The following is a 26,146-nucleotide window of genomic DNA, read 5'->3' on the forward strand; positions in this document are numbered from 1 at the left end:
GTTGAGTATAGGTGCGCTACTTGCGCGTACCGTACAGCTTCGCTTCGCCCTCGGGGCGCGTCTTGAAACGCCGGTGCGCCCACAGGTATTGCTCGGGGCAGGCACTGACCACCTGCTCGATCCACTGGTTGATGCGCAGGCAATCGGCCTCTTCGCTTTCACCGGGGAAGCCTTCGAGCGGTGGATGGATTACCAGACGATAACCACTACCGTCAGCCAGGCGCTGCTGGGTGAAAGGCACCACGCGTGCCTTGCCCAGACGTGCGAACTTGCTGGTGGCAGTCACCGTCGCCGCCGCAATGCCGAACAGCGGTACGAAGATGCTCTGCTTGCGGCCGTAGTCCTGATCCGGCGCGTACCAGATAGCGCGGCCGGCACGCAGCACCTTGAGCATGGCGCGAATGTCCTCGCGCTCGATGGCGCTGGCATCGAGGTTGTGGCGCTCACGGCCACGACGCTGGATGAAGTCGAACAATGGGTTGTCGTGCTCGCGGTACATGCCGTCGATGGTGTGCAGTTGACCGAGCAGCGCCGCGCCGATCTCCAGGGTGGTGAAGTGCACCGCCATCAGGATCACGCCCTGCCCCGCGGCTTGCGCCCGCTGCAGATGTTCGAGACCTTCCACATGCGCCAGCCGCGCCAGGCGTGCCTTGGGCCACCACCAGCTCATGGCCATCTCGAAGAAGGCGATACCCGTGGAGGCGAAGTTGTCCTTGAGCAGGCGCTCGCGCTCGGTAGCGCTCTTGCCGGGGAAGCAAAGTTCCAGATTGCGCGCGGCGATCTGCCGGCGCGAGCTTGCCGTGCGGTACATCAGCCAACCCAGCGCCCGCCCCAGTTTCAGCTGTGCGCCATACGGCAGCTGCACCACCAGCCATAGCAACCCTAAGCCCAGCCACAGCGGCCAGAAGCGCGGATGAAGAAAACAGGCGCGAAAGCGGGGGCGATCCATGAGACGTTTCCGATCACTTGCAAAGCCGCACATTCTAACGCAGTTTTCCCAGCCAGCTCGCTGACAGCACTGCCAGCAGAGCAGATCGCGACGGCGAATCGACAGCCAAGCGTTCATCCCGCCCCTGACTCACTGACTTGCGCAGCTTGCGGCATGCGGCCTATGTCGCTATAAGTCCGGGCATCTTTTGACTCGCCAGAAGGCCCATCGCACCACCATGAGCCAAGCCGACCTCCTCGCCCAAGACCCCGTATTCCAGCTCAAGGGCAGCATGCTCGCCATCACCGTGATGGAACTGGCGCACAACGATCTCGAACGCCTCGACGCGCAATTGACGGAAAAAGTCGCCCAGGCCCCGGCCTTCTTCAGCAACACGCCGCTGGTGCTGGCCCTGGACAAACTGCCGGAAGGCGAAGGTGAGCTGGATCTGGCCGAGCTGATGGCCGTCTGCCGCCGCCATGGCCTGCGCACCCTGGCTATCCGTGCCTCACGGGAGAGCGACGTCGCCGCTGCCGAAGCCATGGATCTGCCGGTGCTGCCGCCTTCCGGTGCACGTGAACGTCTCCTCGATCCAGCGCCAAGGAAAATCGAAGAGAAACCGGCCGAACCCGAGCACAAACCCAGCCGCATCATCACCAGCCCGGTGCGCGGCGGCCAGCAGATCTATGCCCAGGGTGGCGATCTGATCGTGCTGGCACCGGTCAGCGCCGGGGCGGAACTTCTCGCCGATGGCAACATCCATGTTTACGCGCCCATGCGTGGCCGCGCCCTGGCGGGCATCAAGGGCAACACCAAGGCACGGATTTTCTGTCAGCAAATGGGCGCCGAAATGTTGTCGATCGCCGGCCATTACAAGGTCGCCGAAGACCTGCGCCGCGACCCGCTGTGGGGCGATGCAGTGCACGTCAGCCTGTCGGGTGACGTGTTGAACATCACCCGCCTTTAACGGATACTGCGGCCACTTTTTACGGACACAAAAAGGGCATCTGGAAGCCTCGATTGGCCGACGGACTCCCGCGTTATTTTCATTTTTTGGGGTGAATCACCTTGGCCAAGATCCTCGTAGTCACTTCCGGCAAAGGTGGCGTCGGTAAAACCACCACCAGCGCTGCCATTGGTACCGGCCTCGCCCTGCGCGGGCACAAGACCGTCATCGTCGACTTCGACGTCGGCCTGCGTAACCTCGACCTGATCATGGGCTGCGAACGCCGCGTGGTGTACGACTTCGTCAACGTCGTCAACGGCGAAGCCACCCTGACCCAGGCCCTGATCAAGGACAAGCGCCTCGAGAACCTGTACGTGCTGGCCGCCAGCCAGACCCGTGACAAGGACGCGCTGACCCTGGAAGGCGTCGAGAAGGTCATCACCGAGCTGTCGCAGAATTTCGAATACGTGGTCTGCGACTCGCCGGCCGGTATCGAGAAAGGCGCACACCTGGCGATGTATTTCGCCGACGAAGCCATCGTCGTGACCAACCCGGAAGTGTCCTCGGTACGTGACTCCGACCGCATGCTCGGCCTACTGGCGAGCAAATCGCGCCGCGCCGAGAAAGGCGAAGAGCCGATCAAGGAACACCTGCTGCTCACCCGTTACAACCCCGAGCGCGTCACCAAGGGCGAGATGCTCGGCGTCGAAGACGTCGAGGAAATCCTCGCCATCCGCCTGCTCGGCGTGATCCCCGAATCCCAGGCCGTGCTCAAGGCATCCAACCAGGGTATCCCGGTCATCCTCGATGACCAGAGCGATGCCGGCCAGGCCTACAGCGACGCAGTCGATCGCCTGCTTGGCAAGGAAGTCGCACACCGCTTCCTGGATGTGAAGAAGCAGGGCTTCCTGCAGCGCCTGTTTGGAGGTCGAGAATGAATATTTTTGACTTCTTGCGTTCGCGCAAGAAGGAAACCACCGCATCCATCGCCAAAGAGCGCCTGCAGATCATCGTTGCCCACGAGCGTGGTCAGCGCAGCCAGCCGGACTACCTGCCTGCCCTGCAGCAGGAGCTGGTGGAAGTGATCCGCAAGTACGTCAACATCGAATCGGATCAGGTCCAGGTCGCACTGGAAAACCAGGGCAGTTGCTCGATCCTGGAGTTGAACATTACCCTGCCGGATCGTTGAAAAATCTATCTGGACTTGCTGCGCGTTGGCCCTGCTGCGTTAAAAACAGGCTCGGAATGCTCATGTACAAAAGTACACTCCGCTTCCTCGCCTATTTTTGCCTTGCATGGCTCTAGCTCGCAGCGCCCAGGATGGTTTTTTAACTGGATCATACGAATGGCGGCCTTACGGCCGCCATTCGCTTTTATCGCCCAATCCAACCAGAATGCCCCATGCCGCTGAGCCAGATCGAAATTCTCCACCAGGACGCCGCCCTGCTGGTGATCAACAAACCCACCCTGCTGCTGTCGGTGCCCGGCCGCGCCGATGACAACAAGGATTGCCTGGTCACCCGCCTGCAGGAAAACGGCTACCCGGAAGCACGCATCGTGCATCGGCTGGACTGGGAAACCTCCGGCATCATCGTCCTGGCCCGTGACGCCGACAGCCACCGCGAGCTGTCACGCCAGTTTCACGACCGTGAAACCGAGAAGGCCTACACCGCCCTGTGCTGGGGCCAGCCGCAGGCCGACAGTGGCAGCATCGACCTGCCGTTGCGCTACGACCCGCCGACCAAGCCACGCCATGTCGTCGATCATGAACTGGGCAAGCATGCACTGACCCACTGGCGCATCGTCGAGCGCTGCGGCGACTGGTGCAGGGTCGAACTGACGCCCATAACCGGACGCTCGCACCAGTTGCGCGTGCACATGCTGTCTATCGGTCACCCGCTGCTGGGCGACCGCCTCTACGCCCATGAGCAGGCCCTGGCCGCCCATGAGCGTCTGTGCCTGCATGCCAGCATGCTCGCCCTCACCCACCCGCAAACGGGCGAACGCATGCGCTTCGAGTGCCCCGCGCCGTTCTGATCGGCCGTCGGCGTCGAGGGCAGCCCGCTGCCCTCATCCAGCACCTGTCTTGGCATGCTCACCCGCTCTGCACAGGCAGTGTGAGCATCGGTAACACTGCCCAACCGAACCAGAAGAAAGTTGGCTTTACAGACAAGCCAGCGCTGCCAATCCTGCTATCGGGCATGGCCCTGTTGCGGCCGCTTTCAGAGGGACGACTGCCCTTTGATTTCCCGGAGGCCTCGGCGCCAGGAAATGCCTGACAAGGCGATGCTCAGTGGTTCATCGACATGGACGCAGGCAGTGGCATCGGGATGCTCGAAAACAATAACGAAGAACAGCTCATCCAGTTGCAGCACATTGGCAAGCACTACCGGCTTGCCGACAAGACGCTGCACATCCTCGGCGACGTCTGCCTGCGGATCGCGCATGGGGAAAGCTGCGCCATCCTCGGCAGTTCCGGCTCGGGCAAGAGCACCCTGCTCAACGTACTCGGCCTGCTCGATCTGCCCGATACCGGCAACTATCGCCTCAATGGCATCGACGTCGCCCAGGCCAGCCCTGACCAGTTGGCCGCCTTGCGTAACCAATTGATCGGTTTCGTCTTCCAAAGCTTCAACCTGCTTCCCCGCCTCAGCGCGCTGGACAACGTCGCCTTGCCCCTGACCTATCGCGGCATCGCGCCCCGTCAGGCGCGCGAGCAAGCGCACGCCATGCTCGTCAGGGTCGGCCTGGGCGAACGCAGTGAACATCGTCCCGCCAGCCTGTCCGGTGGGCAGCGCCAGCGCGTAGCCATCGCCCGCGCGCTGGTCGGCAAGCCTGCACTGATTCTCGCCGACGAACCGACCGGCAACCTCGATGCCAGCACGGCCCAAGAGATCATGGCACTGCTGATCGAGCTCAACCGCGAGCAAGGCGTCACGCTGATCGTGGTCACCCATGACCCCCTGATCGCCAACCGCCTGGCGCGCCGGGTCGAGGTGCATCAGGGGCTGCTGCGCGAGGCCGGCTCAGCATGAGCCTGAGCATGCCGTTCAGCAGCGGACCGAGCGCCGCACAGATACTGCTCGAGGCGCTGAACAGCCTGCGAATGCTCGGTCGGCGCTCCTTGCTGGCCCTGCTGGGCATCGTCATGGGCAGTTGCTCGGTGGTGGCCCTGCTCAACATCGGCGGCAATGCCGCAGCGCAGTCGATTGCCATCTTCCGCAACCTGGGCAGCGATACCCTGGTGCTGCAGCTGCCACCACAACCCACCGGGCGCGACGGCCTGCCCCTGCGTCTGAGCGTGGAAGCACTGAGTCGGCAAACCCCGGCCGTTGCCAGCCTGTCTCCGGTGATGACCTATGGCGCACCGGCGATCTTCCAGGGACGGGTCGGCAACGCCAACATCATCGGCGCCGACCCGGCACTGTTCGAGGCCGCACGCCTGAATATCGCCAGCGGTCGCTCGCTGTCGGAGTTCGACCGCAAGGAAGCCTATGTGGTCATCGGCGCCTCGCTGGCACAGGCCCTGAGCCTACCGGATGATCCGCTGCAACCGGGTGACCAGCTACGCCTGCAGTCCTATCAATTCAGGGTCGTCGGCATTCTCCAGGAAGGTGCCCCCGGCATGCTCCTGCCGTTCAATGCCAACGAAACGCTGTTCATCCCCATGGAGGGCATGACGCGCATCAATCCCGTACCACAGATCAGCCACGTCGTGGCCCGCGCCAACAGCGCCGAAGAAGTCATCCAGGCCGGCGAGCAACTGCGCCAGACTCTCGCCCAGCGCATCGCTGGGGATGCTCCGGTTACCCTGATCTTCGCGCAGCAGATCCTCGAGGGCATGCAACAGCAGACCCGAACCTTCACCTACCTGCTGGCAGCGCTCGGCGTCGTCTCGCTGATCGGTGGCGGTGTGGGGGTGATGAACGTGATGCTGATGAACGTCAGCGAGCGCCGCCGGGAAATCGGCGTGCGCCTGGCCCTGGGTGCACGGCGCAGAGATATCCGCAACCTGTTCCTGGTCGAAGCCGTGGCCTTGACCAGCGTTGGCGCGCTGCTGGGCGCCGTCCTCGGTATGGCGGGCGGCTGGGGCTATGCGCAGCTGTCTGGCTGGGCATTCTTTCTGGCCCCCGGCGCGCTGCCCCTGGGCATCGGCAGTACGGTACTGGTCGGCCTGTTCTTCGGTCTGCATCCGGCCGTCGCCGCCTCGCGCCTGCAACCGGTAGAGGCGCTGCGCGATGAGTAGGCGACTGGCGCTCGGCGCTCTCCTCATCGTCACCCTCAGCGCACCAGCACAGGCATGGCGGGAAGAACCCTTGCGCCCTTCGGCACCCAGCATGCCCAATCCCGCGCCCGCTGAACTGCTCAGTGAACAGATGGCCGACCTGTCGCTGGTCGACGCGGTGTTTCTTGGGCTGCGCAACAACCGCTCGATCAAGAGCGCCTATCTCTGGCGCATTGCCGACAAGTTCGACCTGCGGGTATCGGAAGATGCGTTCAATCCCAAACTGTACCTCTCCAACAGCTACCGAGCCTCGCGGGGGCATGCCGATCGTCAGCGTGCGGGTCAGTTCGGCGCCACAGCGACCGTGCTGGGAGAATATGGCACCGTAGTCAGCCTAGGCTGGAGCAAGTTCCACTCGCAAGCCGACCAGGCAGGTTGGCGCCGCAACGACGGCGTCGACTTCAGCATCATCCAGCCGCTGCTGCGTGGCGCTGGACGCGACGTCACCACCGCGCCACTGCGACTCGCGCAACTGACCGAAGAGGCCAACAGGCTCGGCCTCAAGGCCGGCATCTCGCAGACCGTCGCGGCGATCATCTTCGCATACCGCGAGCTGCTGCGAGCCCAGGAGCAACTGGGTATCGCCAGGGCTGCCCTTCAGCGCTCGCAAGAGCTGCTGAGCGTCAACCAGGCGATGATCGAAGCCGGGCGGATGGCGGAGTTCGAGGTGGTGCAGACCGAAGCCAGCCTGGCCAGCCAGGAGCTGGGCGTCGAGGAAGCGGCCAATCTGGTCGACAGCAGCCGCCTGGAGCTGCTGCGCCTGCTCGCGCTGGACCTCTCTTCGCCAGTGCGGGCAACCGACGCCCTGCACGCTGAAGCGATCGAGATCGACCCCAGCCAGGCCATCAGTCTGGCCGAGCGACAGCAACCCGACTTTCTGCGCCAGTTGATCATGCGCCAGCAAGCGGACATCAACCTGCTGCTCGCCAAGAACCAGAGCCTCTGGGATCTGTCGCTCGAAGTCGGTGCAAATCAGGCCAGAGATCGCTACGGCTCGACCTATGGCAATGGCGCAGATCGCAGCTGGGACAGCTATGCCGGCATACGGCTCGACATCCCCATCGGCGATCTGAGCAGACGCCAGGGAGAAGTACATGCCCGAGTCAACGTCGAAGATCAGCAACTGCAGTTGGCCGATGCCAGGCAGGCACTGATTCGCAACGTCAAGGATGTCATACGGGATGTGAGCACCCGCTGGCGCCAGTACGAAATCGCCCAGCGTGGCGTGGAACTGTCCAGGCGCAAGCTGGCGATCGAACGGGACAAGCTGGCGGCCGGACGCTCCAGCAACTTTCAGGTGCTGAGCTTCGAAAGCGATCTGCAGAACGCCGAGAACGCTCGTCTCAGCACCGTGATCGCCTACCTCAACGCGCAGACGCAGCTGGACCTGACCCTGGGCATGACACTGGAAAGCTGGGACATCATTCTCAATGACCACTGAGCGCAAACACTGGCGCCTACCGCGCCTGATGATCACCGGACTCGCACTGCTGGCGGGCATCGCAGCGCTGTCGTTCCAGATGCAGCCACGCGCCACTGCCGAACCACCCTCCGGGCATTGGCTGGCCGTGCAGCCGAGCAACCTGGAGCACCGTATCGGTCTGGTCGGCCGCATAGAGCCAGAGCGCACCGTCAGCATCAATGCTCCGTTTGGCGGCAACATCGCCAGCAACCTCGTCGAACCTGGGCAACGAGTCATCAAGGGCGAGCGTTTGCTCAGCATGGATGCCAGCGAGCTGGAGGTGCAGGTGCGTGATGCCCTTTCCACGCTGCTCAAGGCCCGTCGCACGGTGCGCGAACTTCAGGACTGGGAGGCGGGACAGGAGGTAAGCCGGGCGCGGCGCGCCTTGCGCAGCGTGCAGATGGGCCTGGACGGCAACGAACAGAAACTCAAGGACACGCGCTCGCTGCATGAACGAGGCATCGTGGCCCGCAACGAACTGGAAGAGCTGGAACGACAGACACAGCTGCAGCGCATGGACCTGCAGGCCGCAGAAGCGGAGCTGCAAGCCGTGCTCGAGCGCGGCCGCGGCGAGTACCGGCAGATCGCCGAGATGGAGCTGGCCAATGCCGAGGTCAAGCACGCGGCCCTGAGCCGACAGATAACCTCAGGAGAGATCCTTGCGCCGTTCTCCGGCATCGTCGTGCAGGCCCCCGGCATAAGCGCCGAAGAGGCAGCCAAAGGCCCGCTGCAGACAGGTAGCCGAGTCAGCCAGGGCCAGCCCCTGTTCGGCCTCGCCAGCATCGAGGGACTGCGCGTCATTGCCCGAGTCGCCGAACTGGACGTCAACCAGCTGAAAGAAGGCCAGCCGGTCGACGTTACCGGCGACGGTTTCGATGACCAGCACCTGCAAGGCAAGGTCATGGCGGTGGGCGGCCAGGCCCTTGGCGGTAGCGTCCCCGGTGGTAGCTCCCAGTTCGAAGTCGTGGTGAGCATCCCGGAACTGGATGAAGTGCAGATGCGCCAGGTCAGGCTGGGCATGAGCGCCAAGCTGAGCATCCTCACCTATCACAACCCCGAAGCGCTGGTTGTGCCCGCCGCCGCAATGCGTCGAGCCGGGGACAAGTGGCTGCTGGACTACCGCAGCGCACCCCAGCATCCCGTCAGCGTGGTCGAAGTCGAGGCCGGACGCTCGATGCCTGATGGGCTGGAAGTCTTCGGGCTCGAGCCCGGTTACGTACGAGTCCCAAACTGATCACACCGCCCCCATCCATTGGTAGGGATCGGCGACAGGCGGTGTGTACCTTCTTCCCGGTTATTCACAGTTGATCGATCGGTCAGCAGCCCAACCCATCCTTGGCTGGGGTTTTCTTTCGCCCCGGAAGATTACCTTAGAGGCAGACAACGAGCCCGCCGACTGCACCGCATGGTCTGCATATCGCTCAACTCGAACGGTCCTGCCACCAACATGACAGGGAGCTTGAACCAGATGGAACTGCTCGCTAGGCAACTCTTCATCCGCGCCTGTTTCCTGCCTGGGCGAAATCACGTCACGCCTCGGCATGCTGCAGTCTTCCACTCTATTTCTTCAGCCATTACACCCGGCAAGAAATAAGGACGTTTCACCGCGATTCGGCGAACTTTTGCTTCGCCTGCAAAACAGCCAACTGCATGCACATGGCAACACCTGCATTCAGTTAGCTGTATCCCGAGCGCCGGCCTGAAAAAGCATTCGGGACTGTTCGGGAAGTTCGGGCTGGAAGAGAGAGGTCTGTGTTTTGTTGTGCGTCTCGTAACAGCCATACATACAACAACAATCTGTTAGTGAGGAAACAATGAAAAACAACAAACTGGTAAGTGTCATCGGTGCTCTGGCAATCGGCCTGGGTATTTCCGGCATGGCCTCGGCGGCCACCATCACTGGCGGCTCCCCGTTCACCGCAACGGGCACCATCGGTGTTTCGGGACCTTCGTCCTTTGGCGCAACGGTGAACTGCAACGTGGTCTTCAACGGCACCATCAATGCCGGTGGGGCAAGCGCCAATATCAATACCGTAACCGTCAGTGGCAGTGGCCTGTGCGCCCTGCCGAGCATCACCGGCCTGCCGTGGACATTGACTCCGAGCACCACCACCGACGGTGGCGAGACCTGGCTCGGTACCGTATCCGGCGTTGGCTTCACCATCGCCGGTGCTCCGCCCCTGATCCCGGCCTCCAACTGCGCAGGCCCGACCACCATCAATGTGCAATGGACCAACTCCAACCACACCTTGCGCGTCACCTCCGCACAGGCATTGGCGGGCAACTGCAATATCCGTTCTCTGAACGTTCAGGCGCCGGCCATTTCGGTCAACTGACAGGTGCAGGCCGGCACGTAGTAGTAACCCGCGCCGTTATTGATCGATTCGATGCGGACGCGGGTTATTGGAAGTAATGAAGTTCTCAGACAAAAGAGATCAGCCATGCGCAATAAAAATAATATTCTCTCTGCCAACGCACACCGAACTCTCTGGATTGCCGCCCTGGCAGGTTCCATGTTGGCCGCCTCCCAGGTTCAGGCGGGCGCATTCGGTGTTCCAACCTACGGCACGCCAGGCTGGGGCCGAGCATTCGCTGGCGGGTCGATGTGGAAGAACGACCCCAGCGCCGCCTTCAACAACCCTGCCGCCATGGCGTTCATCGACCACAACGTCGCTCAGGTGTCCGTGCACCATGCACGGATCAGTTTGAAGTACAAAGGCAACGTCTATGACAATCAGGGCAACCCGCGCTCGGATCGCGACCTGGAATTTGACCCGGCCGGTAACCCGACCGGCAACATCATCGATAACGGTCCCATCACCAACGATGGCGGTCAGGGTGGTTTCGGCAAGGCGCTGCCCACCAGCTTTCTGGTCATGCCGATCAACGATCGACTGAGCTTCGGCCTGAGCCAGGTGGTGCCCATGGGCGCGCAAACCACCTGGGATGGAGATTGGAAAGGTCAGGACTTCGCGGTCGATACCAAGATCGAGACCGTCGGCCTGACTGGCTCCCTGTCCTTCAAGGTCAACGATGCCTTCGCCGTCGGCGGTGGCGTCATCGTCCAGCACACCAAGGGCTTTATCAGCCAGAACCTCGATCTGCTGGCCGCTGCCGGCACCCCATCGTCCCAACTGCCGCTGGGCCTGCCACCAGGTATCAGCGACGCACTGATCCGGGTGAAGGTGGACAACACCTCTTTCGGCTGGTTTGCCGGTGTCGCGTGGAAACCTACCGAGCGCGACACCCTGGGCATCAACTATCACGCCCGCATTCGCAACAAGCTCGAAGGGGACTACAACATCCATGCAGATCAATATTCCTATGATCTGCTGACCAACCCGCTGTTTCCTCCGATATTCGGCGATGCCACCGCCATCGAACTGGCCTTCCCCGGCCTGAATCTGAACCCGGACGGTGCCGACGCCAAGTCCCGCCTGGATGTACCTGCCAGCGCCACGCTGGATTGGGTCCATGAGTTCAACGACCGCTTCTCGTTGGGAGCCAGCGTTACCTGGACACAATGGTCATCGTTCAAGGAGCTCAAGCTCGAATCCAACGGTAATACCCTGGTGGTCATTCCCTACGACTACAAGGACACCTGGATGTACTCGATCGGCGGCGATTATCGCGTTACCAACGAGCTCACCCTGCGTGCCGGTGTGGCGCTGGATCAGACGCCCACGCGCAACTCCACCCGTGACGCGCGGATTCCCGATGGCGACCGCACCTTCGTCTCTTTCGGCGGCAGCTACCGCTTCGCGTCCGAGCCAAACCTGAGCATCGACGCCGCCTACTCCCATCAGTTCGTCGACAAGGCGCGCCTGCGCACCGTCAACCAGGACCGCCTGGGCGGCGCCAGCATGGATGGCGAGGTGAAAGCCAAGGGTGACGTGTTCAGCCTCTCGGCCACCTACAAATTCTGATTTGCAGCGCACGGATACCGGCAGGTCGAGGCTCTGTCGGTATCCGCTTTTTTGTTCCGTGCAGCCATCACCCGATGCTGCCGTGCCGCACGCAATATTGCCGCTCTCTATCCGGGCCATGCACGCGCCGTTCTGCCAAGAACAGGCAAAACGGTTACACTGCGCCATCGCTGTCCGGAGTGATACATGCGCGAAGAACTGATCCAAGGCCTGCTCGATTTTCTCAACGCCTCGCCGACCCCTTTCCATGCCACCACCAGCCTGGCGATGCGCCTGGAAGCTGCCGGTTATCGGCACCTCGACGAACGCGCGCCCTGGCACACCGAAGCCGGTGGCCGCTATTACGTGACCCGCAACGACTCCTCGATCATCGCCTTCAAGCTGGGCAAGCGTCCGGCCGTAGATGGCGGCATTCGCCTGGTCGGCGCGCATACCGACAGCCCGTGCCTGCGCGTCAAGCCAAACCCCGAGCTGCAGCGTCAGGGCTTCTTCCAGCTCGGCGTGGAAGTCTACGGCGGTGCCCTGCTCGCCCCCTGGTTCGACCGTGACCTGTCGTTGGCCGGCCGCGTGACCTACCGCCGCGACGGCAAGGTCGAGAGCCAGTTGATCGACTTCTACCAGCCCATCGCCGTGATCCCCAGCCTGGCCATCCATCTCAACCGTGAGGCCAACCAGGGCTGGGCGATCAACCCGCAGAACGAGTTACCGCCGATCCTCGCCCAGCTCGCCAGCAGCGAAACCGCCGACTTCCGCGCCCTGCTCGCCGAACAGCTGGCCATGGAGCACGACTTCAACCCGGACGCGGTACTCGATTACGAACTGAGCTTCTACGACACTCAGAGCGCCGCCATCGTCGGCCTCAATCAGGACTTCATCGCCAGCGCGCGCCTGGACAACCTGCTGTCCTGCTACGCCGGCCTGCAGGCGCTGATCGACGCGGACGACGAGGAAACCTGTGTACTGGTCTGCACCGACCACGAAGAAGTCGGCTCCTGCTCGGCTTGTGGCGCGGACGGCCCCTTCCTCGAGCAGGTGCTGCGCCGCGTGCTGCCAGACGGCGACGCCTTCGTCCGCACCATCCAACGCTCGCTGCTGGTATCGGCCGACAACGCTCACGGCGTACACCCGAACTACGCCGACAAGCACGACGGCAACCACGGGCCCAAACTCAACGCTGGCCCGGTGATCAAAATCAACAGTAACCAGCGCTACGCCACCAACAGCGAAACCGCCGGCTTCTTCCGCCACCTGTGCCTGGAAAACGAAGTGCCGGTGCAAAGCTTCGTAGTGCGCAGCGACATGGCCTGCGGCTCCACCATCGGCCCGATCACTGCCAGCCAGCTCGGCGTGTGCACGGTCGACATCGGCCTGCCCACCTTCGCCATGCACTCGATTCGCGAATTGGCCGGCAGCCACGACCTGGAGCACCTGGTGAAAGTGCTGACGGCCTTCTATTCCAGCCCTGAACTCCCTTGAGGTTCTGAGACGCGATGATCGAACATATCCGCAACAGCCTGCAGGAAGCCCAGCGCGCGCTGGAGGCCTTCCTCGCCAACGAACAGACCCTGAGCAATATCCAGAAGGCCGCCGAACTGCTGGTCGAGAGCTTCGAGCACAAGGGCAAGGCCTTCTCCTGCGGCAATGGCGGCTCGATGTGCGATGCCATGCACTTCGCCGAGGAACTGACCGGGCGCTACCGCAAGAACCGTCCGGGCATCGCTGCCGTGTCGATCAGCGACCCCAGCCACATCAGCTGCGTGGCCAACGACTTCGGCTACGACTTCATCTTCTCGCGCTACATCGAATCCCATGGCCGCGAAGGTGACGTGCTGATCGCCATCAGCACCAGCGGCAAGAGCCCCAACGTGGTCAAGGCCGCCGAAGTCGCCAAGACCCTGGGTGTGAAGGTGATCGCCCTGACCGGCAAACCCGGCTCGCTGCTGGAAAGCCTGGCCGACGTGTGCATCTGCGCCCCGGGCGGTGACTTCGCCGACCGCGTGCAGGAACTGCACATCAAGACCTTGCACATCCTTATCGAGCTGATCGAGCGTCAGTTGAGCCCGCAAAATTACGCCTAGCGTCGCGACACGGATCAAATGTCGGTCGCACGGCTTCTCGCAGGGTGGGTTAGCGACGCGGGAAGCGGATCGACAAGCAAGCGCTGTCGTGGTGCGTCGCATAACCCACCAAGCGATGGATCACGTTGCGCCAATGGTGAGTTACGCCGCTGCAGATGCGGTGGCGTGATCAAAAAAGTGACAGGCGGCTAACCCACCCCACGGACTGCAACCCTCGCAAATCCGTACACGGTGATTCCTGGGTTGCATCCAGGCTACGACAGCATAGATACAGCGCCTCTACCGATCAGGCCGCGCGCAGTCGCTTCGGCGTCAGGCCCATGTAGCGGCGCATGGCGGTGGTCAGCGCACTCTGGCTGGAGAAACCGCACTCCTCGGCGATGCGTACCAACGGCAGGTTGCTTTCGCGCAGCATGCGCGCAGCGCGGTCGAGGCGGGTCTGGAGCAGGTACTGGTGGGGCGTGAGGCCGACGCTGTCCTTGAACTGGGCGTGGAAGTGGCTGGGGCTGAGGCACATTTCCTGCGCCAGCTCCGCGACGCTGATGCGCCGCGCCAGGTGCTCGCCGATGTAATCATCCAGGCGCTGCAGATCCAGTGACCCTTGCGGCTGCCGGCGCTGTTCGCCGAACAGGCGCAGATGCAGGGCACGTAACAGAACGCCGCCAAGAGAGCGCGCCAGGATCGAGTCACTGCCGTAGCGCTCCAGCTCTGCGCCGGCATAGCTCAGCAGGTGCTGGAAATCGACATCGAGGGCGGGATAACGCGGTGTTTCGAACAGACGGTGGAGCAGCTCCAGGTCTTCGCTGGGGGTGTCCTGTTCGTCCAGATCGAGAATCAGCATGCGGTTGTCGCCCATACCGGCAAACTGGTGGGCCGCATCGCCCGGCACCAGGCAGGCGCGCATGCGGCACACCTCGCCACCACGACCGCCGACTTCGAATTCGGCGCGGCCGACCAGAGACATCACCAACTGGTGATGGTCATGGGCATGTTCATGGGCCTGTTCATCCAGGCGGATCACACGGGCTTGCAGCATCGCAAAAGACTGGCGGCACGAAACAAGGGTTGCACTTTACTCCTTTCCAAGCAAAAACGCCGCAACCACCTATCAGCGAAATGGTTGCACCTATAGCAACCAATGCACCTGAAAACCAACGCACCAAGTCGCAGCTCCGAACACCTTCAGGCTCTATTACTGTGCATCCGGGAACCTTCGCTGAGCCGAATTACGCAACCCCGGCAAATGGCAGGAGAGTTGCTTCGCCCCTCTCGACCGACCACAACAAGCGAACCCCAATGAGCGATGCCGCCCTCATTTTTCTGCCCCTGCTGGTCGTGCTGCTCATGCTGAGCTACTGGCTCACCCACCGCGCAGAAAATCGCCAGTTGAAAGCCAACAAACAGGCGGATACCGAGATCGTGCAGCGCTGCCTCGACCTGCTGCAGGCCCTGCAGAAACATCGCGGGCTGGGCGCGCAGCAGGATGCCGCGAGCGTCGCGCTGCGCAATGCGCAGGCGCAGCAGCTGGATCAGCTCTGGCTGAATTGGCCTGGTGCCAGCATGCAACTACCCCCTCTACAACAACACTGGCCACAGTTGCGCCGCAAACCCGCCGACTTCGATGCCCACTGCCGACTGATCGAAACTCTGCTGGCGGTGATCGAACAGCTCGAGGATCGTCTTTACCGTCAGCATCACCCCAGAATTCGCGGGATCGGCGAAGCCTGCCGCTCGCTCGAAGACCTCGCCAGGCTGCGTGGCTTGGCGGTGCGCGCGGCCAATTACGAACGCTGCCCGCCCGGCCTGCAGATGCAACTGCGCTTTCTCTGCAACCGCATGCTCGATCAGGAGCAGGACGCGCATCTGCTCGCGCTGATCGAGCGCCTGCAGAGTGATCTGATCGAGTCGACGCAGATTCGCCTGGCGCCCGGCGAGTGCTTCGCCCTGCTCACCCCACTGATCGAACAGCGCCTGCTGGGCATTCGCCTGAGCCTCGACTGAAACGTTGAAATAATCCCGAGGTCGCCCCATGTAGCAACCAACGTGCAAGCAAAGGTGCTCCATGAACGATCAGGACATCCACTCCGAAGCTGTCGACGACAACGTGCAATCCACCACCGGCCTGGTGCTGCCCGCACAAAGGCTGCCGGACAAGCTTTACATCATACCCATCAACAACCGCCCGTTCTTCCCCGCGCAGGTGTTGCCGGTGATCGTCAACGAGCACCCCTGGGGGCGCACGCTCAAGCGCGTGGACAACACCGAGCACAAGTGCCTGGCGGTGTTCTTCGTCGACAACCCACCGGATGAGAACGGCGAGTTCGACTTGGACAGCCTGCCCGAGCACGGCACTCTGGTGCGTGTACACCACGTCAGCGAGGAAGGCGGCAAACTGCAGTTCGTCGCCCAGGGACTGACCCGCGTGCGTATTCGCGGCTGGCTGAGCCGTCGCGGTCCGTACTTGGCCGAAGTCGAATATCCCCAGCCGCCGGCCGACCCGCGTGACGAGGTCAAGGCCTACGGCATGGCGCTGATCAATGCGATCAAGGAGCTGCTGCCGCTCAACCCGCTGTATAGCGAGGAGCTGAAGAACTACCTCAATCGCTTCAGTCCCAATGAGCCCTCGCCGCTCACTGATTTCGCCGCAGCCCTGACCACCGCCTCCGGCCATGAGCTGCAGGAAGTGCTGGACACCGTGCCCATGCTCAAGCGCATGGAGAAGGTGCTGCCGCTGCTGCGCAAGGAGGTCGAGGTCGGCCGCCTGCAGAAAGAGCTGTCGGCCGAGGTGAACAAGCAGATTGGCGAGCGCCAGCGCGAGTTCTTCCTCAAGGAACAGCTCAAGCTGATCCAGCAGGAGCTGGGCATCAGCAAGGATGACAAGAGCGCGGATCGCGAGGAATTTCTTGCCCGCCTCGAAGGCAAGACCCTGCCTGCACCGGCGCAGAAGCGCATCGATGAGGAGCTGAACAAGCTGTCGATCCTCGAGACCGGCTCGCCCGAGTACGCCGTCACGCGCAACTACCTGGATTGGGCCACCGCCCTGCCCTGGGGTGTACAGGGCCAGGACAAGCTCGATCTGGGCCGCGCGCGCAAGGTGCTGGACAAGCACCATGCCGGCATGGACGACATCAAGCAGCGCATCACCGAGTTCCTTGCCGTCGGTGCCTTCAAAGGCGAGATCGCCGGTTCCATCGTGCTGCTGGTCGGTCCGCCCGGCGTGGGCAAGACCAGCATCGGCAAGTCCATCGCCGAATCGCTCGGCCGGCCGTTCTATCGTTTCTCGGTAGGCGGCATGCGCGACGAGGCGGAGATCAAGGGCCATCGCCGCACCTACATCGGCGCCATGCCCGGCAAGCTGGTGCAGGCGCTGAAGGAAGCCGAGGTGATGAACCCGGTGATCATGCTCGACGAGATCGACAAGATGGGCACCAGCTACCAGGGCGACCCCGCCTCGGCGCTGCTGGAAACGCTGGACCCGGAGCAGAACGTCGAATTCCTCGACCACTACCTGGACCTGCGCCTGGACCTGTCCAAGGTGCTGTTCGTCTGCACCGCCAACACCCTCGACTCCATCCCCGGGCCCTTGCTCGACCGCATGGAAGTGATCCGCCTGTCCGGTTACATCACCGAGGAAAAACTCGCCATCGCCAAGCGCCATCTGTGGCCCAAGCAGTTGGAAAAAGCGGGTGTACCGAAAGCGCGCCTGGCCATCAGCGACGCGGCGCTGCGCGCAGTGATCGAGGGCTACGCCCGCGAAGCCGGCGTGCGTCAGCTGGAGAAACAGTTGGGCAAGCTGGTGCGCAAGTCGGTGGTGAAGTTGCTGGACGATCCCGAGGCGAAGATTCACATCGGCGCCAAGGACCTGGAGGGAGCCCTGGGCATGCCAGTGTTCCGCAACGAGCGGGTATTGGCCGGCACCGGGGTGATCACCGGGCTGGCCTGGACCAGCATGGGCGGCGCCACCCTGCCGATCGAGGCGACGCGCATCCACACGCTCAATCGCGGCTTCAAGCTTACCGGCCAGCTCGGCGAGGTCATGAAGGAATCGGCGGAGATCGCCTACAGCTACGTCAGCTCGCACCTCAAGCAGTTCGGTGGCGACCCGACCTTCTTCGACCAGGCCTTCGTCCACCTGCACGTGCCGGAAGGTGCTACACCCAAGGACGGCCCCAGCGCCGGCATCACCATGGCCAGCGCCCTGCTCTCCCTGGCGCGCAACCAGGCGCCGAAGAAAGGCGTGGCCATGACTGGCGAACTGACCCTCACCGGCCAGGTGTTGCCCATCGGCGGCGTGCGCGAGAAGGTGATCGCGGCGCGGCGGCAGAAGATTTACGAACTGATCCTGCCTGAGGCCAATCGCGGCAGCTACGAGGAACTACCAGACTACCTCAAGGAAGGCCTGACCGTGCACTTCGCCAAACGCTATGGTGACGTAGCCAAGGTGTTGTTCGACTGACCAAGGTGCGCACGGCGCACCCTCCGGCTCGCGTGCCGCACCTCGGTGCGGCTATGCTGGGCCAGGTTTTGTTCGACTGGAGTTCATCATGCACGCCACCTTGCGCCTGCTTACCCTGCCCGCCCTGGCCCTGCTTACGGCCTGCGCCCATCAATCCGGTACGCTGGAATTGAAGAAGGACCGGCAGTGCCCGCTGACGCTGAACAAGGGCCAGCAACTGATTCTCAGCCTGCCCAGCAACCCCACTACCGGCTTTCGCTGGGAGGTGCGCGACGCGGCGCCGAACGTGCTGCAAAGTCTTGGCCCGGAGGTGTACAGCAATCCGGAAGACGCCGGACTGGTGGGTGCTGGCGGCATTTCCACCTGGCGCTTCAGCGCTCGCGAACCGGGCGAAGGCCGGCTGCTACTGACCTACCAGCAACCCTGGGAGCCGAACGTGCCGCCGGCCGAAACCTTCGAGTGCGAACTGCGGGTGAAGTGAACGAGGCAAGGCATCTGTGGGAGAGGCTCCAGCCGCGACGAATCGACCTTGATCGCCGCCAAACGGAAGCCGTGGGGCGGCTGCAACCCGCCCCCTTCATGGCGGGTTTAACCCGCCCTGCATGCTTATCGATCCACCTCGGTGGTGGATGAAAAAAATGACCATGCTGACATGAACAAGGGGCACATGATGTGCCCCTTCGTTTCTACCGTTTCGCGACTTCAGCCGCGAATGCCGCGCTCGCGCCCGGCATCAGCTCTTGAGCCGGTAACCGGTCTTGAAGATCCAGCCCACCAGCAAAATGCACAGCGCCAGAAAGCCCAGCACCATCGCCAGGCTGACGCCGACATTGACGTCGGAAACGCCGTAGAAGCTCCAGCGGAACGCGCTGATCAGGTACACCACCGGGTTGAACAGGGTCACCGTCTGCCAGGCCGGCGGCAGCATGCTGATCGAATAGAAGGCGCCGCCCAGGAAGGTCAGCGGCGTGACGATCAGCGCCGGGACAATCTGCAGCTTCTCCCAGCCATCGGCCCACACGCCGATGATGAAGCCGAACAGGCTGAAGGTCAGCGCCGTCAGCACCAGAAACGCCGCCATCCAGATGGGATGCTGAATCTCGAAATCGACGAAAAGTCGCGCCGTGAGCAGGATGATGAGACCAAGGATCACCGACTTGGTCGCCGCCGCGCCAACATAGCCGATCAATATCTCCAAGTAGGACACCGGCGCCGACAGCAGCTCGTAGATGCTCCCGGAATACTTGGGCATGTAGATGCCGAACGAAGCGTTGGAAATGCTCTCGGTCAGCAGCGCCAACATGATCAGCCCCGGAATGATGAAGGCGCCGTAACTCACGCCCTGCACCTGGGTCATGCTCGAACCGATGGCCGAACCGAATACCACAAAATACAGCGAGGTGCTGATCACCGGCGTGGCAATGCTCTGCAGCAGGGTGCGCCAGGTGCGCGCCAGCTCGAACAGGTAGATGGCCTTGATGGCATACAGGTTCATGCGCGCGACTCCTCCAGCAATGAAACGAAAATCTCCTCCAGCGAACTCTGGCTCGACTGCAGGTCCTTGAAGTCAATGCCGTGCTGGGCGAGTTCACGCAGCAGTTCGGCGATGCCGGTGTTCTCGTGCTGGGCATCGAAGGTGAACACCAGCGCATGCCCCTGATCCACCAGCTCCAGACCATAACGCGCCAGCTCGGCCGGTACGCAGGACAACGGCTGCTGCAGATGCAGGGTCAGCTGCTTCTTGCCCAGCTTGTGCATCAGCACCTGCTTGTCTTCCACCAGGATGATCCGGCCCTTGCTGATCACCCCGATGCGGTCGGCCATTTCCTCGGCCTCCTCGATGTAGTGGGTGGTCAGGATGATGGTCACACCGCGTTCGCGCAGGCGGCGCACCATATTCCACATGTCGCGGCGCAGCTCGACGTCGACACCGGCAGTGGGCTCGTCAAGGAAGAGAATCTGCGGCTCGTGCGAGAGGGCCTTGGCGATCATCACCCGGCGCTTCATGCCGCCGGACAGTTCCATGATCTTGGCGTCCCGCTTGTCCCACAGCGACAGGTCCTTGAGCAGTTGCTCCAGATAGGCCGGATCGGGTTTCTTGCCGAACAGCCCACGGCTGAACTTGACCGTCGCCCAGACGGTTTCGAACACGTCGCTGACCAGCTCCTGCGGCACCAGCCCGATCTGCGAGCGGGCCGCGCGGTAGTCACGGACGATGTCGTGGCCAGCCACCAACACCCGGCCCTCGCCCGGATTGACGATGCCGCAGATGATGCTGATCAGGGTGGTCTTGCCCGCGCCGTTGGGGCCGAGCAAGGCGAAGATCTCGCCCTGGCGAATATCCAGGTCGATGCCCTGCAGGGCCGGGTGCCCGGACGCATAGATCTTGTTCAGTTGCGAAATGGAGATGACCGACTGCACGGTGAGAGTCCTTGCCTGCGGAAAACGTCACAGTTTACAGGGCATGAGGCAGCCACATCAGCGCACAGGAGAAAAAACGACGCACTTGTGATGCGCCGAGGATGCGGCAGTGAGTTAGAAAACGATTACAGCGCTTGTGGCGATGTAACGATAGGCCAGGCTGCAGATGCCGCCCGGCGTATTCAGCGGCCTTTCATGAATACACGCGAAGCCGTAGGGCGGGTCAAACCCGCCGCCTTGATTGGCGGGTTGCACCCGCTCTACAACGGAGTCAATAACCTGCCAGTGGCGATGAAGGCGCGCAGGTTGTCCAGCACCAGATCAGCCATCTGCTGGCGGGTCTCGGCACTGGCGCTGCCGACGTGCGGCAGTAGCACCACGTTGTCCAGCTCACGTAATGCAGCCGGCACCTGAGGTTCGCGCTCGAAGACGTCGAGGCCCGCACCGCCAATCACACCCTTTTGCAGTGCTGTGATCAGTGCGCTCTCTTCAACAACCGAGCCGCGCGCCACGTTGATCAGGAAGCCATCAGGCCCCAGCGCTTCGAGCACCTCGGCGTTGATGAGGTGATGGGTACCCTTGCCACCCGGGCAGGTCAGCACCAGGAAGTCCGCCCAGCGCGCCAGTGCCAGCAGATCGGGTTCGTGCTGATAAGCGCTGCCCTCGACCGCACGGCGGTTGTGGTAACGCACCGGCATGGAGAACCCCGAAGCGCGCAACGCTACTGCTTCACCGATGCGGCCGAGGCCGACGATGCCCAGGCGCTTGCCGCTGACCCGACGCGCCAGCGGGAAGCCCGTGGTGCTGCTCCAGGCGCCGCTGCGCACGAAGCGATCCGCTTCGGACAGACGCCGCGCGCTGTCGATCATCAGGCCCATGGCCAGATCAGCCACGCAGTCGTTGAGCACGTCCGGCGTGGTGCTGAGGGCGATGCCACGGTCACGCAGCAGATCCAGCGGATAAGGATCGTAGCCGACACCGAAGCTGCAGATGGCGCGCAGATTCGGCAGCAGCACCAGCTGATCAGCCGTGCAGCCAAAACGCGCCGAAGACACCATGTAGATGAACTGCTCGCCCTGCTCGCGCAGAAAGGCCAGTGGCTCGGCCTGCTGCCAGAGCGCACTGACCTCGTATTCGTCGGCCAGCTCGCGATTGAAGCGTTCGCTCAGCGGGCCGATCTGCAGCACCTTGAGTTTGCTCATGGTTCCTCCTGTTTCGATCATGCGTTCTACAGCAGTTTGCCCGGATTCATCAGCCCGGATGGATCCAGCGCCTGCTTGATGCGGCCCATCAGTTCCAGCTCCAACGGCGCCTTGTAGTGCTGCGCGGCCAGCCGCTTGGACTGGCCCAGGCCATGTTCGGCGCTGATGCTGCCGGCATCTTCCAGGACCTGATCGTAGATCACCCGCATGATCGCCTCGGCCTGCGCCCTGAACGGGCCATCCTCGGCGCCGACTGGCTTGCTGATGTTGTAATGCAGGTTGCCGTCGCCGACGTGCCCGTAGGCCACGATACGGACGCCAGGAAAGGCCTGCAGCAGCGCCTGGTCGGTACGCGCAATGAAGTCGGGAATACGGCTGACCGGCACACTGATGTCGTGCTTGAGGCTCGGCCCCTCGTGGTTCTGCGCCTCCGAGATGCCCTCGCGCAGTGCCCACAAGGCGCGCACCTGCGCATCGCTACCAGCCAGCACAGCATCCAACACCATGCCCTTCTCGAACGCCTCGCCGATGCCCTGCTCGAGCATCTCGTTCAACGGCGCATTGGACTGGGTATCGCTCAGTTCGATCAGTACGTACCAGGGATGCGCTTCGGTGAAGGGATCGCTGACGCCGGTGACATGGCGCAGGACGAACTCGACGCTCTGCCGCGACATCAGCTCGAAACCTGTCAGGCGGTCGCCGCACAAACCGCGCATCTGCCCGATCAGCTCGACGGCTGCCTGTGGGCTGGGCAGCGCCACCCAGGCGGTAGTCAGGCTGCGCACCGCCGGGAACAGCTTGAGCACGGCGGCGGTGATGATGCCCAGCGTACCCTCGCTGCCGATGAACAGGTGCTTGAGGTCATAGCCGGTATTGTCCTTGCGCAGGCCGCGCAGGCCGTCCCAGATGCGCCCGTCGGGCAGCACCACTTCCAGCCCCAGCGCCAGGTCGCGCATGTTGCCGTAACGCAGCACGGCGGTGCCACCAGCATTGGTCGCCAGGTTGCCACCGACCGTGCAGCTGCCCTCAGCACCCAACGACAGCGGGAACAGCCGGCCGACTTCGGCGGCGGCCTCCTGCAGTTGCTGCAGGATCACCCCGGCCTCGACGGTAATGGTTTCGTTGGCCACGTCCACTTCACGGATGCGCTTCATGCGCGTCAGCGACAACACGATCTGCGCCCCTGAGTCGTCCGGAATAGAGCCGCCGCACAGGCCGGTATTGCCGCCCTGCGGCACCAGCGCGACGCCGGCCTGCGCGCACAGACGCACAACGGCAGCGACCTCCTCGGTCGAGGCCGGCCGCAGCACGGCAGCCGCCTGGCCGCGATAGGCGCCACGCCAGTCGCTCAGGTAACTCTGCATGCGCTCGGCATCGAGGATAAGGCCGGCCTCGCCGACCACGTCGCGCAGCGCCTGGAGCAGATCATCGGGCAGGCCACTCATCTCAGGTCACCGGCGCCGGATTGAACAGCACCAGGTCGTTGTGCAGGCGCAGGTGTTCGGCGCAGGTCTGCTTGCGACCGCTGGCCACGTCCAGGTAGAGCTGGAAGATATGCCAGCCCATTTCCTCCAGGGTCATATGCCCGGAGACGATCTGCCCGGCGTCGACGTCGATCAGGTCCGGCCAGCGCTCGGCCAGCTGGGTGCGCGTGGCCACCTTGATCACCGGTACCATGGACAAGCCATAGGGCGTGCCACGACCGGTGGTGAAGATGTGCAGGTTCATACCCGCCGCCAGTTGCAGGGTGCCGCAGATGAAGTCGCTGGCCGGCGTGGCGCAGAACCAAAGGCCCTTGCCACGGATGCGCTCACCGGGCGCCACGACGCCGGCAATCGGGCTGTTGCCGGACTTGGCGATGGAGCCCATGGCCTTCTCGACGATGTTGTTCAGCCCGCCCTTCTTGTTGCCCGGCGTGGTGTTGGCGCTGCGATCGGCCATGCCGCGCGACAGATAGCGGTCGTACCAGTCCATCTCGCGGATCAGCGCATCGGCTACCTCGACGCTGGCGGCGCGCGGCGTGAGCAAGTGGATGCCGTCACGCACCTCGGTGTTCTCGGAGAACATCACGGTGGCGCCGGCGCGCACCAGCAGATCGGCGGCCACCCCCAGAGCCGGGTTGGCGGTGATGCCGGAGAAGGCATCGCTGCCGCCGCACTGCATGCCGACCACCAGTTCGGAAGCCGGCACCGTCTCGCGGCGACGCTGATCGAGCACCTTCAGGCGCTCCTCGATCATGCCCATGATCTGCTCGACCATGCCGGTGAAACCGGTGCCGGAATCCTGCAGGCGGAACAGCCAGTCCTCCTCGTCCATGCCGTTGGTGAGCTGATCACCATCCATCAACTGGCTGGCCTGCAGCTTCTCGCAGCCGAGGCTGATCACCAGTGCCTGCCCGCCGAAGTTGGGGTTGCGGCTGATGTTGTACAGGGTGCGGATCGGCACCACGGCGTCCGGCGCGTTGATTGCCACGCCGCAGCCGTAGCTGTGCGACAGCGCCACCACATCGTCGACGTTGGGGTATTTGGGCAGGCGTTCCTTGCGCACGCGCTCGACCACGTGATCGAGCACGCCGACCACGCACTGCACGGTGGTGGTGACACCGAGGATATTGCGCGTGCCGACCGTGCCATCCGGGTTGCGGAAGCCCTCGAAGCTGTAGCCCTGCAGCGGCTCGCCGGGCGAGGTCTTGATCGTCGCTTTGGGCAGGTTGTCCAGCACAGGTGGCTCGGGCATGCGCAGCACCTGTTCGGTGACCCAGCTACCGGCGACGATGGGTTTCAGTGCATAACCGATCACCTCGCCATAGCGCACCACTTCGCCACCTTCGGCGATGTCCACCAGCGCCACCTTGTGGCTTTGCGGGATACCTTCGGCGGCCTTGAGGCCATCGTCGAACTGGCCGCCAGCGGCGACGCCCTGGTCATTGACCACCACACCGACGTTGTCGGTCGGGTGCAGGCGGATGTAGCGGGGCGAATCCTGATGGGGAATCAACTGCATGCTGCGTGCTCCTGTTGTGCGTTCAGGATACCGAGCCAGGCTTGGAGGGAGTGGCATCATCGCCCCCTCCTGCGCCGAGCTCGACCCTGTGAATTTGGCCGACGATCAGGCCGAAGCTGACGACCGCCAGCAGGGCATTGAGGCCGACATAGGCCAATGCCGCATCGAAAGAACCGGTATGGCTGACCAGGTAGCCGATGACGATGGGTGTGGTGATCGCCGCCAGGTTGCCGAAGGTGTTGAACAACCCACCGGACAGGCCAAGGATCTGCCGTGGCGAGGTGTCGGCCACCAACGTCCAACCCAGCGAGCCGAGGCCCTTGCCGAAGAACGCCAGGGCCATTAGCGCCACCACAGCAGTGTCGCTGTCGGCGAAGATGCACAGCATCAGGCTGCTCGACAGCAGCAGGCCGAGCACCATCGGCAGCTTGCGCGCCAGGGTCAGCGAATGACCGCGACGCAGCATGCCGTCGGACAACAGCCCGCCAAGCACGCCGCCGACACAGCCACTGATAGCCGGCAATGCAGCGGCAAAACCGGCACCGAGAATGCTCATGCCGCGCGCCTGCACCAGGTAGACGGGGAACCAGGTCAGGAAGAAGTAGGTAATGGCGTTGTTGCAGTACTGACCGAGATAGATGCCAATCATCGTGCGCTGACGCAGCAGCAGGCCCAGGTATCGCCACTGCGAGCCGCCTGTACTGCCACGCTGCCCTTCGAGATCGATCAGTGCCCCGCCGCGCTCCAGGTACGCCAACTCGGCCGCCTCGATACGCGGGTGCTGGCGTGGCCCGTACAGCTGCTTCAACCACAGCAATGACAGCGCCAGACCGAGGCAACCGAGTACGATGAATACCGCTTGCCACCCCAGGGTTTGCACCACCCAGCCCATCAATGGGGCAAACAGCGCGGTGGCGGCGTACTGCGCCGAACTGGAAATGGCCGTGGCGGTGGCGCGCTCGGCGGTGGGAAACCAGGAGGCGATGATCCTGGCGTTGCCGGGAAAGCACGGCGCGCTGGCGAAACCCACCAGTAGCCGTAGTAAAAACATCGAGGTCACCGCCCAGGTGGTCGGAAGCCAGCCAACGAAACCCTGCAGCAGGGTCAGGGCCGACCAGATGAACAGCGCCAGGGTATAGACGGGTTTGGTGCCGAAGCGGTCGAACAGCCAGCCGCCAGGAATCTGCCCGATCACGTAGGCCCAGCCGAATGCCGAGAAGATGTAGCCAAGCGTCACCGCGTCGATGCCCAGGCCGGCCTGCATCGCCGAACCGGCGACGGAGAGGCTGGAGCGATCGGCGAAAGTGATGGTGGTGACCAGAAACAGCATCAGCAGGATGCTGTAGCGCACCCGCCCCGGTTTGGCATCTGGCATCGGCAAAGCTCGCGTAGGGGACGACAGGCCCGGCACAAGGCACCGGGCCACCGACTCAACGGGA

The 26,146-nt window shown here is 63.2% G+C and carries 23 protein-coding genes; 15 read left to right on the plus strand and 8 right to left on the minus strand.

Annotated features, from left to right (window positions below; genetic code table 11):
- Positions 1-16: 16 nt before the first annotated feature.
- Positions 17-949, minus strand: coding sequence for a lipid A biosynthesis lauroyl acyltransferase (locus H3221_RS11380; RefSeq protein ID WP_196475324.1), 933 nt, complete (start codon positions 947-949; stop codon positions 17-19).
- 217 nt (positions 950-1,166) lie between these two features.
- Here H3221_RS11380 and minC point away from each other — a divergent pair, with 217 nt between their 5' ends.
- The 12 genes from minC (at position 1,167) to lpcA (ending at position 13,625) form a co-directional block, all read left to right on the plus strand.
- On the plus strand, positions 1,167-1,895 hold the full coding sequence (minC, locus tag H3221_RS11385; protein ID WP_192983728.1) for a septum site-determining protein MinC: 729 nt from the start codon (positions 1,167-1,169) through the stop codon (positions 1,893-1,895).
- A 101-nt stretch (positions 1,896-1,996) separates the two neighbouring features.
- Positions 1,997-2,812 (plus strand): septum site-determining protein MinD, encoded by an 816-nt coding sequence (gene minD / locus H3221_RS11390; protein WP_160020711.1) that lies wholly within the window; start codon positions 1,997-1,999, stop codon positions 2,810-2,812.
- Complete coding sequence (gene minE / locus H3221_RS11395; RefSeq protein WP_003241592.1) at positions 2,809-3,063, plus strand: cell division topological specificity factor MinE; 255 nt, start codon at positions 2,809-2,811, stop codon at positions 3,061-3,063. Before minD ends, minE begins: the two co-directional genes overlap by 4 nt.
- Before the next feature lie 194 nt (positions 3,064-3,257).
- On the plus strand, positions 3,258-3,911 hold the full coding sequence (locus tag H3221_RS11400) for an RluA family pseudouridine synthase (RefSeq protein WP_318011451.1): 654 nt from the start codon (positions 3,258-3,260) through the stop codon (positions 3,909-3,911).
- Between the two features lie 293 nt (positions 3,912-4,204).
- Complete coding sequence (locus H3221_RS11405) at positions 4,205-4,909, plus strand: ABC transporter ATP-binding protein (protein ID WP_397428025.1); 705 nt, start codon at positions 4,205-4,207, stop codon at positions 4,907-4,909.
- Positions 4,906-6,120, plus strand: coding sequence for an ABC transporter permease (locus H3221_RS11410; RefSeq protein ID WP_224490551.1), 1,215 nt, complete (start codon positions 4,906-4,908; stop codon positions 6,118-6,120). The genes H3221_RS11405 and H3221_RS11410 overlap by 4 nt, the downstream gene beginning before the upstream one ends.
- A complete protein-coding gene (locus H3221_RS11415; protein WP_196475322.1) occupies positions 6,113-7,600 on the plus strand; it encodes a TolC family protein in 1,488 nt (495 codons plus the stop codon). The genes H3221_RS11410 and H3221_RS11415 overlap by 8 nt, the downstream gene beginning before the upstream one ends.
- Positions 7,590-8,855 (plus strand): efflux RND transporter periplasmic adaptor subunit, encoded by a 1,266-nt coding sequence (locus H3221_RS11420; protein WP_196475321.1) that lies wholly within the window; start codon positions 7,590-7,592, stop codon positions 8,853-8,855. The genes H3221_RS11415 and H3221_RS11420 overlap by 11 nt, the downstream gene beginning before the upstream one ends.
- Before the next feature lie 580 nt (positions 8,856-9,435).
- Positions 9,436-9,957, plus strand: a complete 522-nt coding sequence (praB, locus tag H3221_RS11425) for an alkane oxidation protein activator PraB (RefSeq protein ID WP_160020714.1) — start codon at positions 9,436-9,438, stop codon at positions 9,955-9,957.
- A gap of 105 nt (positions 9,958-10,062) precedes the next feature.
- Complete coding sequence (locus H3221_RS11430; RefSeq protein WP_397428023.1) at positions 10,063-11,547, plus strand: outer membrane protein transport protein; 1,485 nt, start codon at positions 10,063-10,065, stop codon at positions 11,545-11,547.
- 186 nt (positions 11,548-11,733) lie between these two features.
- Positions 11,734-13,023, plus strand: a complete 1,290-nt coding sequence (locus H3221_RS11435; RefSeq protein WP_196475320.1) for a M18 family aminopeptidase — start codon at positions 11,734-11,736, stop codon at positions 13,021-13,023.
- 14 nt (positions 13,024-13,037) lie between these two features.
- Positions 13,038-13,625 (plus strand): D-sedoheptulose 7-phosphate isomerase, encoded by a 588-nt coding sequence (lpcA, locus tag H3221_RS11440; protein WP_196475319.1) that lies wholly within the window; start codon positions 13,038-13,040, stop codon positions 13,623-13,625.
- A gap of 286 nt (positions 13,626-13,911) precedes the next feature.
- Here lpcA and H3221_RS11445 read toward each other — a convergent pair whose 3' ends face one another.
- Positions 13,912-14,661, minus strand: a complete 750-nt coding sequence (locus H3221_RS11445) for a helix-turn-helix transcriptional regulator (RefSeq protein WP_196475318.1) — start codon at positions 14,659-14,661, stop codon at positions 13,912-13,914.
- Between the two features lie 260 nt (positions 14,662-14,921).
- Here H3221_RS11445 and H3221_RS11450 point away from each other — a divergent pair, with 260 nt between their 5' ends.
- The 3 genes from H3221_RS11450 to H3221_RS11460 all read left to right on the plus strand — a co-directional run bounded on the left by H3221_RS11450 (position 14,922) and on the right by H3221_RS11460 (position 18,562).
- On the plus strand, positions 14,922-15,626 hold the full coding sequence (locus H3221_RS11450; protein WP_196475317.1) for a hypothetical protein: 705 nt from the start codon (positions 14,922-14,924) through the stop codon (positions 15,624-15,626).
- Positions 15,627-15,687: 61 nt separating this feature from the next.
- Entirely contained in the window at positions 15,688-18,081 is a 2,394-nt protein-coding gene (lon, locus tag H3221_RS11455; protein WP_196475316.1) for an endopeptidase La, read from the plus strand.
- Positions 18,082-18,169: 88 nt separating this feature from the next.
- Entirely contained in the window at positions 18,170-18,562 is a 393-nt protein-coding gene (locus tag H3221_RS11460; protein ID WP_192983754.1) for a protease inhibitor I42 family protein, read from the plus strand.
- Positions 18,563-18,814: 252 nt separating this feature from the next.
- Here the strand turns inward: H3221_RS11460 and H3221_RS11465 are convergent, their stop codons facing one another.
- The 6 genes from H3221_RS11465 to H3221_RS11490 all read right to left on the minus strand — a co-directional run bounded on the left by H3221_RS11465 (position 18,815) and on the right by H3221_RS11490 (position 26,082).
- Positions 18,815-19,576, minus strand: a complete 762-nt coding sequence (locus H3221_RS11465; RefSeq protein WP_017678012.1) for an ABC transporter permease — start codon at positions 19,574-19,576, stop codon at positions 18,815-18,817.
- Positions 19,573-20,502, minus strand: a complete 930-nt coding sequence (locus H3221_RS11470; protein ID WP_160020726.1) for an ABC transporter ATP-binding protein — start codon at positions 20,500-20,502, stop codon at positions 19,573-19,575. The genes H3221_RS11465 and H3221_RS11470 overlap by 4 nt, the downstream gene beginning before the upstream one ends.
- Before the next feature lie 260 nt (positions 20,503-20,762).
- A complete protein-coding gene (locus H3221_RS11475; RefSeq protein WP_196475315.1) occupies positions 20,763-21,704 on the minus strand; it encodes a 2-hydroxyacid dehydrogenase in 942 nt (313 codons plus the stop codon).
- A 26-nt stretch (positions 21,705-21,730) separates the two neighbouring features.
- The gene (locus H3221_RS11480; RefSeq protein ID WP_196475314.1) at positions 21,731-23,149 is read right to left on the minus strand and encodes an FAD-binding oxidoreductase; all 1,419 of its coding nucleotides are present in this window, start codon (positions 23,147-23,149) and stop codon (positions 21,731-21,733) included.
- Position 23,150: 1 nt separating this feature from the next.
- Positions 23,151-24,707: a galactarate dehydratase gene (gene garD, locus H3221_RS11485; RefSeq protein WP_196475313.1), complete on the minus strand. Its 1,557-nt coding sequence runs from the start codon at positions 24,705-24,707 to the stop codon at positions 23,151-23,153.
- Between the two features lie 22 nt (positions 24,708-24,729).
- A complete protein-coding gene (locus H3221_RS11490; protein WP_196475312.1) occupies positions 24,730-26,082 on the minus strand; it encodes an MFS transporter in 1,353 nt (450 codons plus the stop codon).
- Between the last annotated feature and the right edge of the window lie 64 nt (positions 26,083-26,146).

Source organism: Pseudomonas chaetocerotis (assembly GCF_015712105.2).
In the GTDB taxonomy this organism is placed as follows: domain Bacteria; phylum Pseudomonadota; class Gammaproteobacteria; order Pseudomonadales; family Pseudomonadaceae; genus Aquipseudomonas; species Aquipseudomonas chaetocerotis.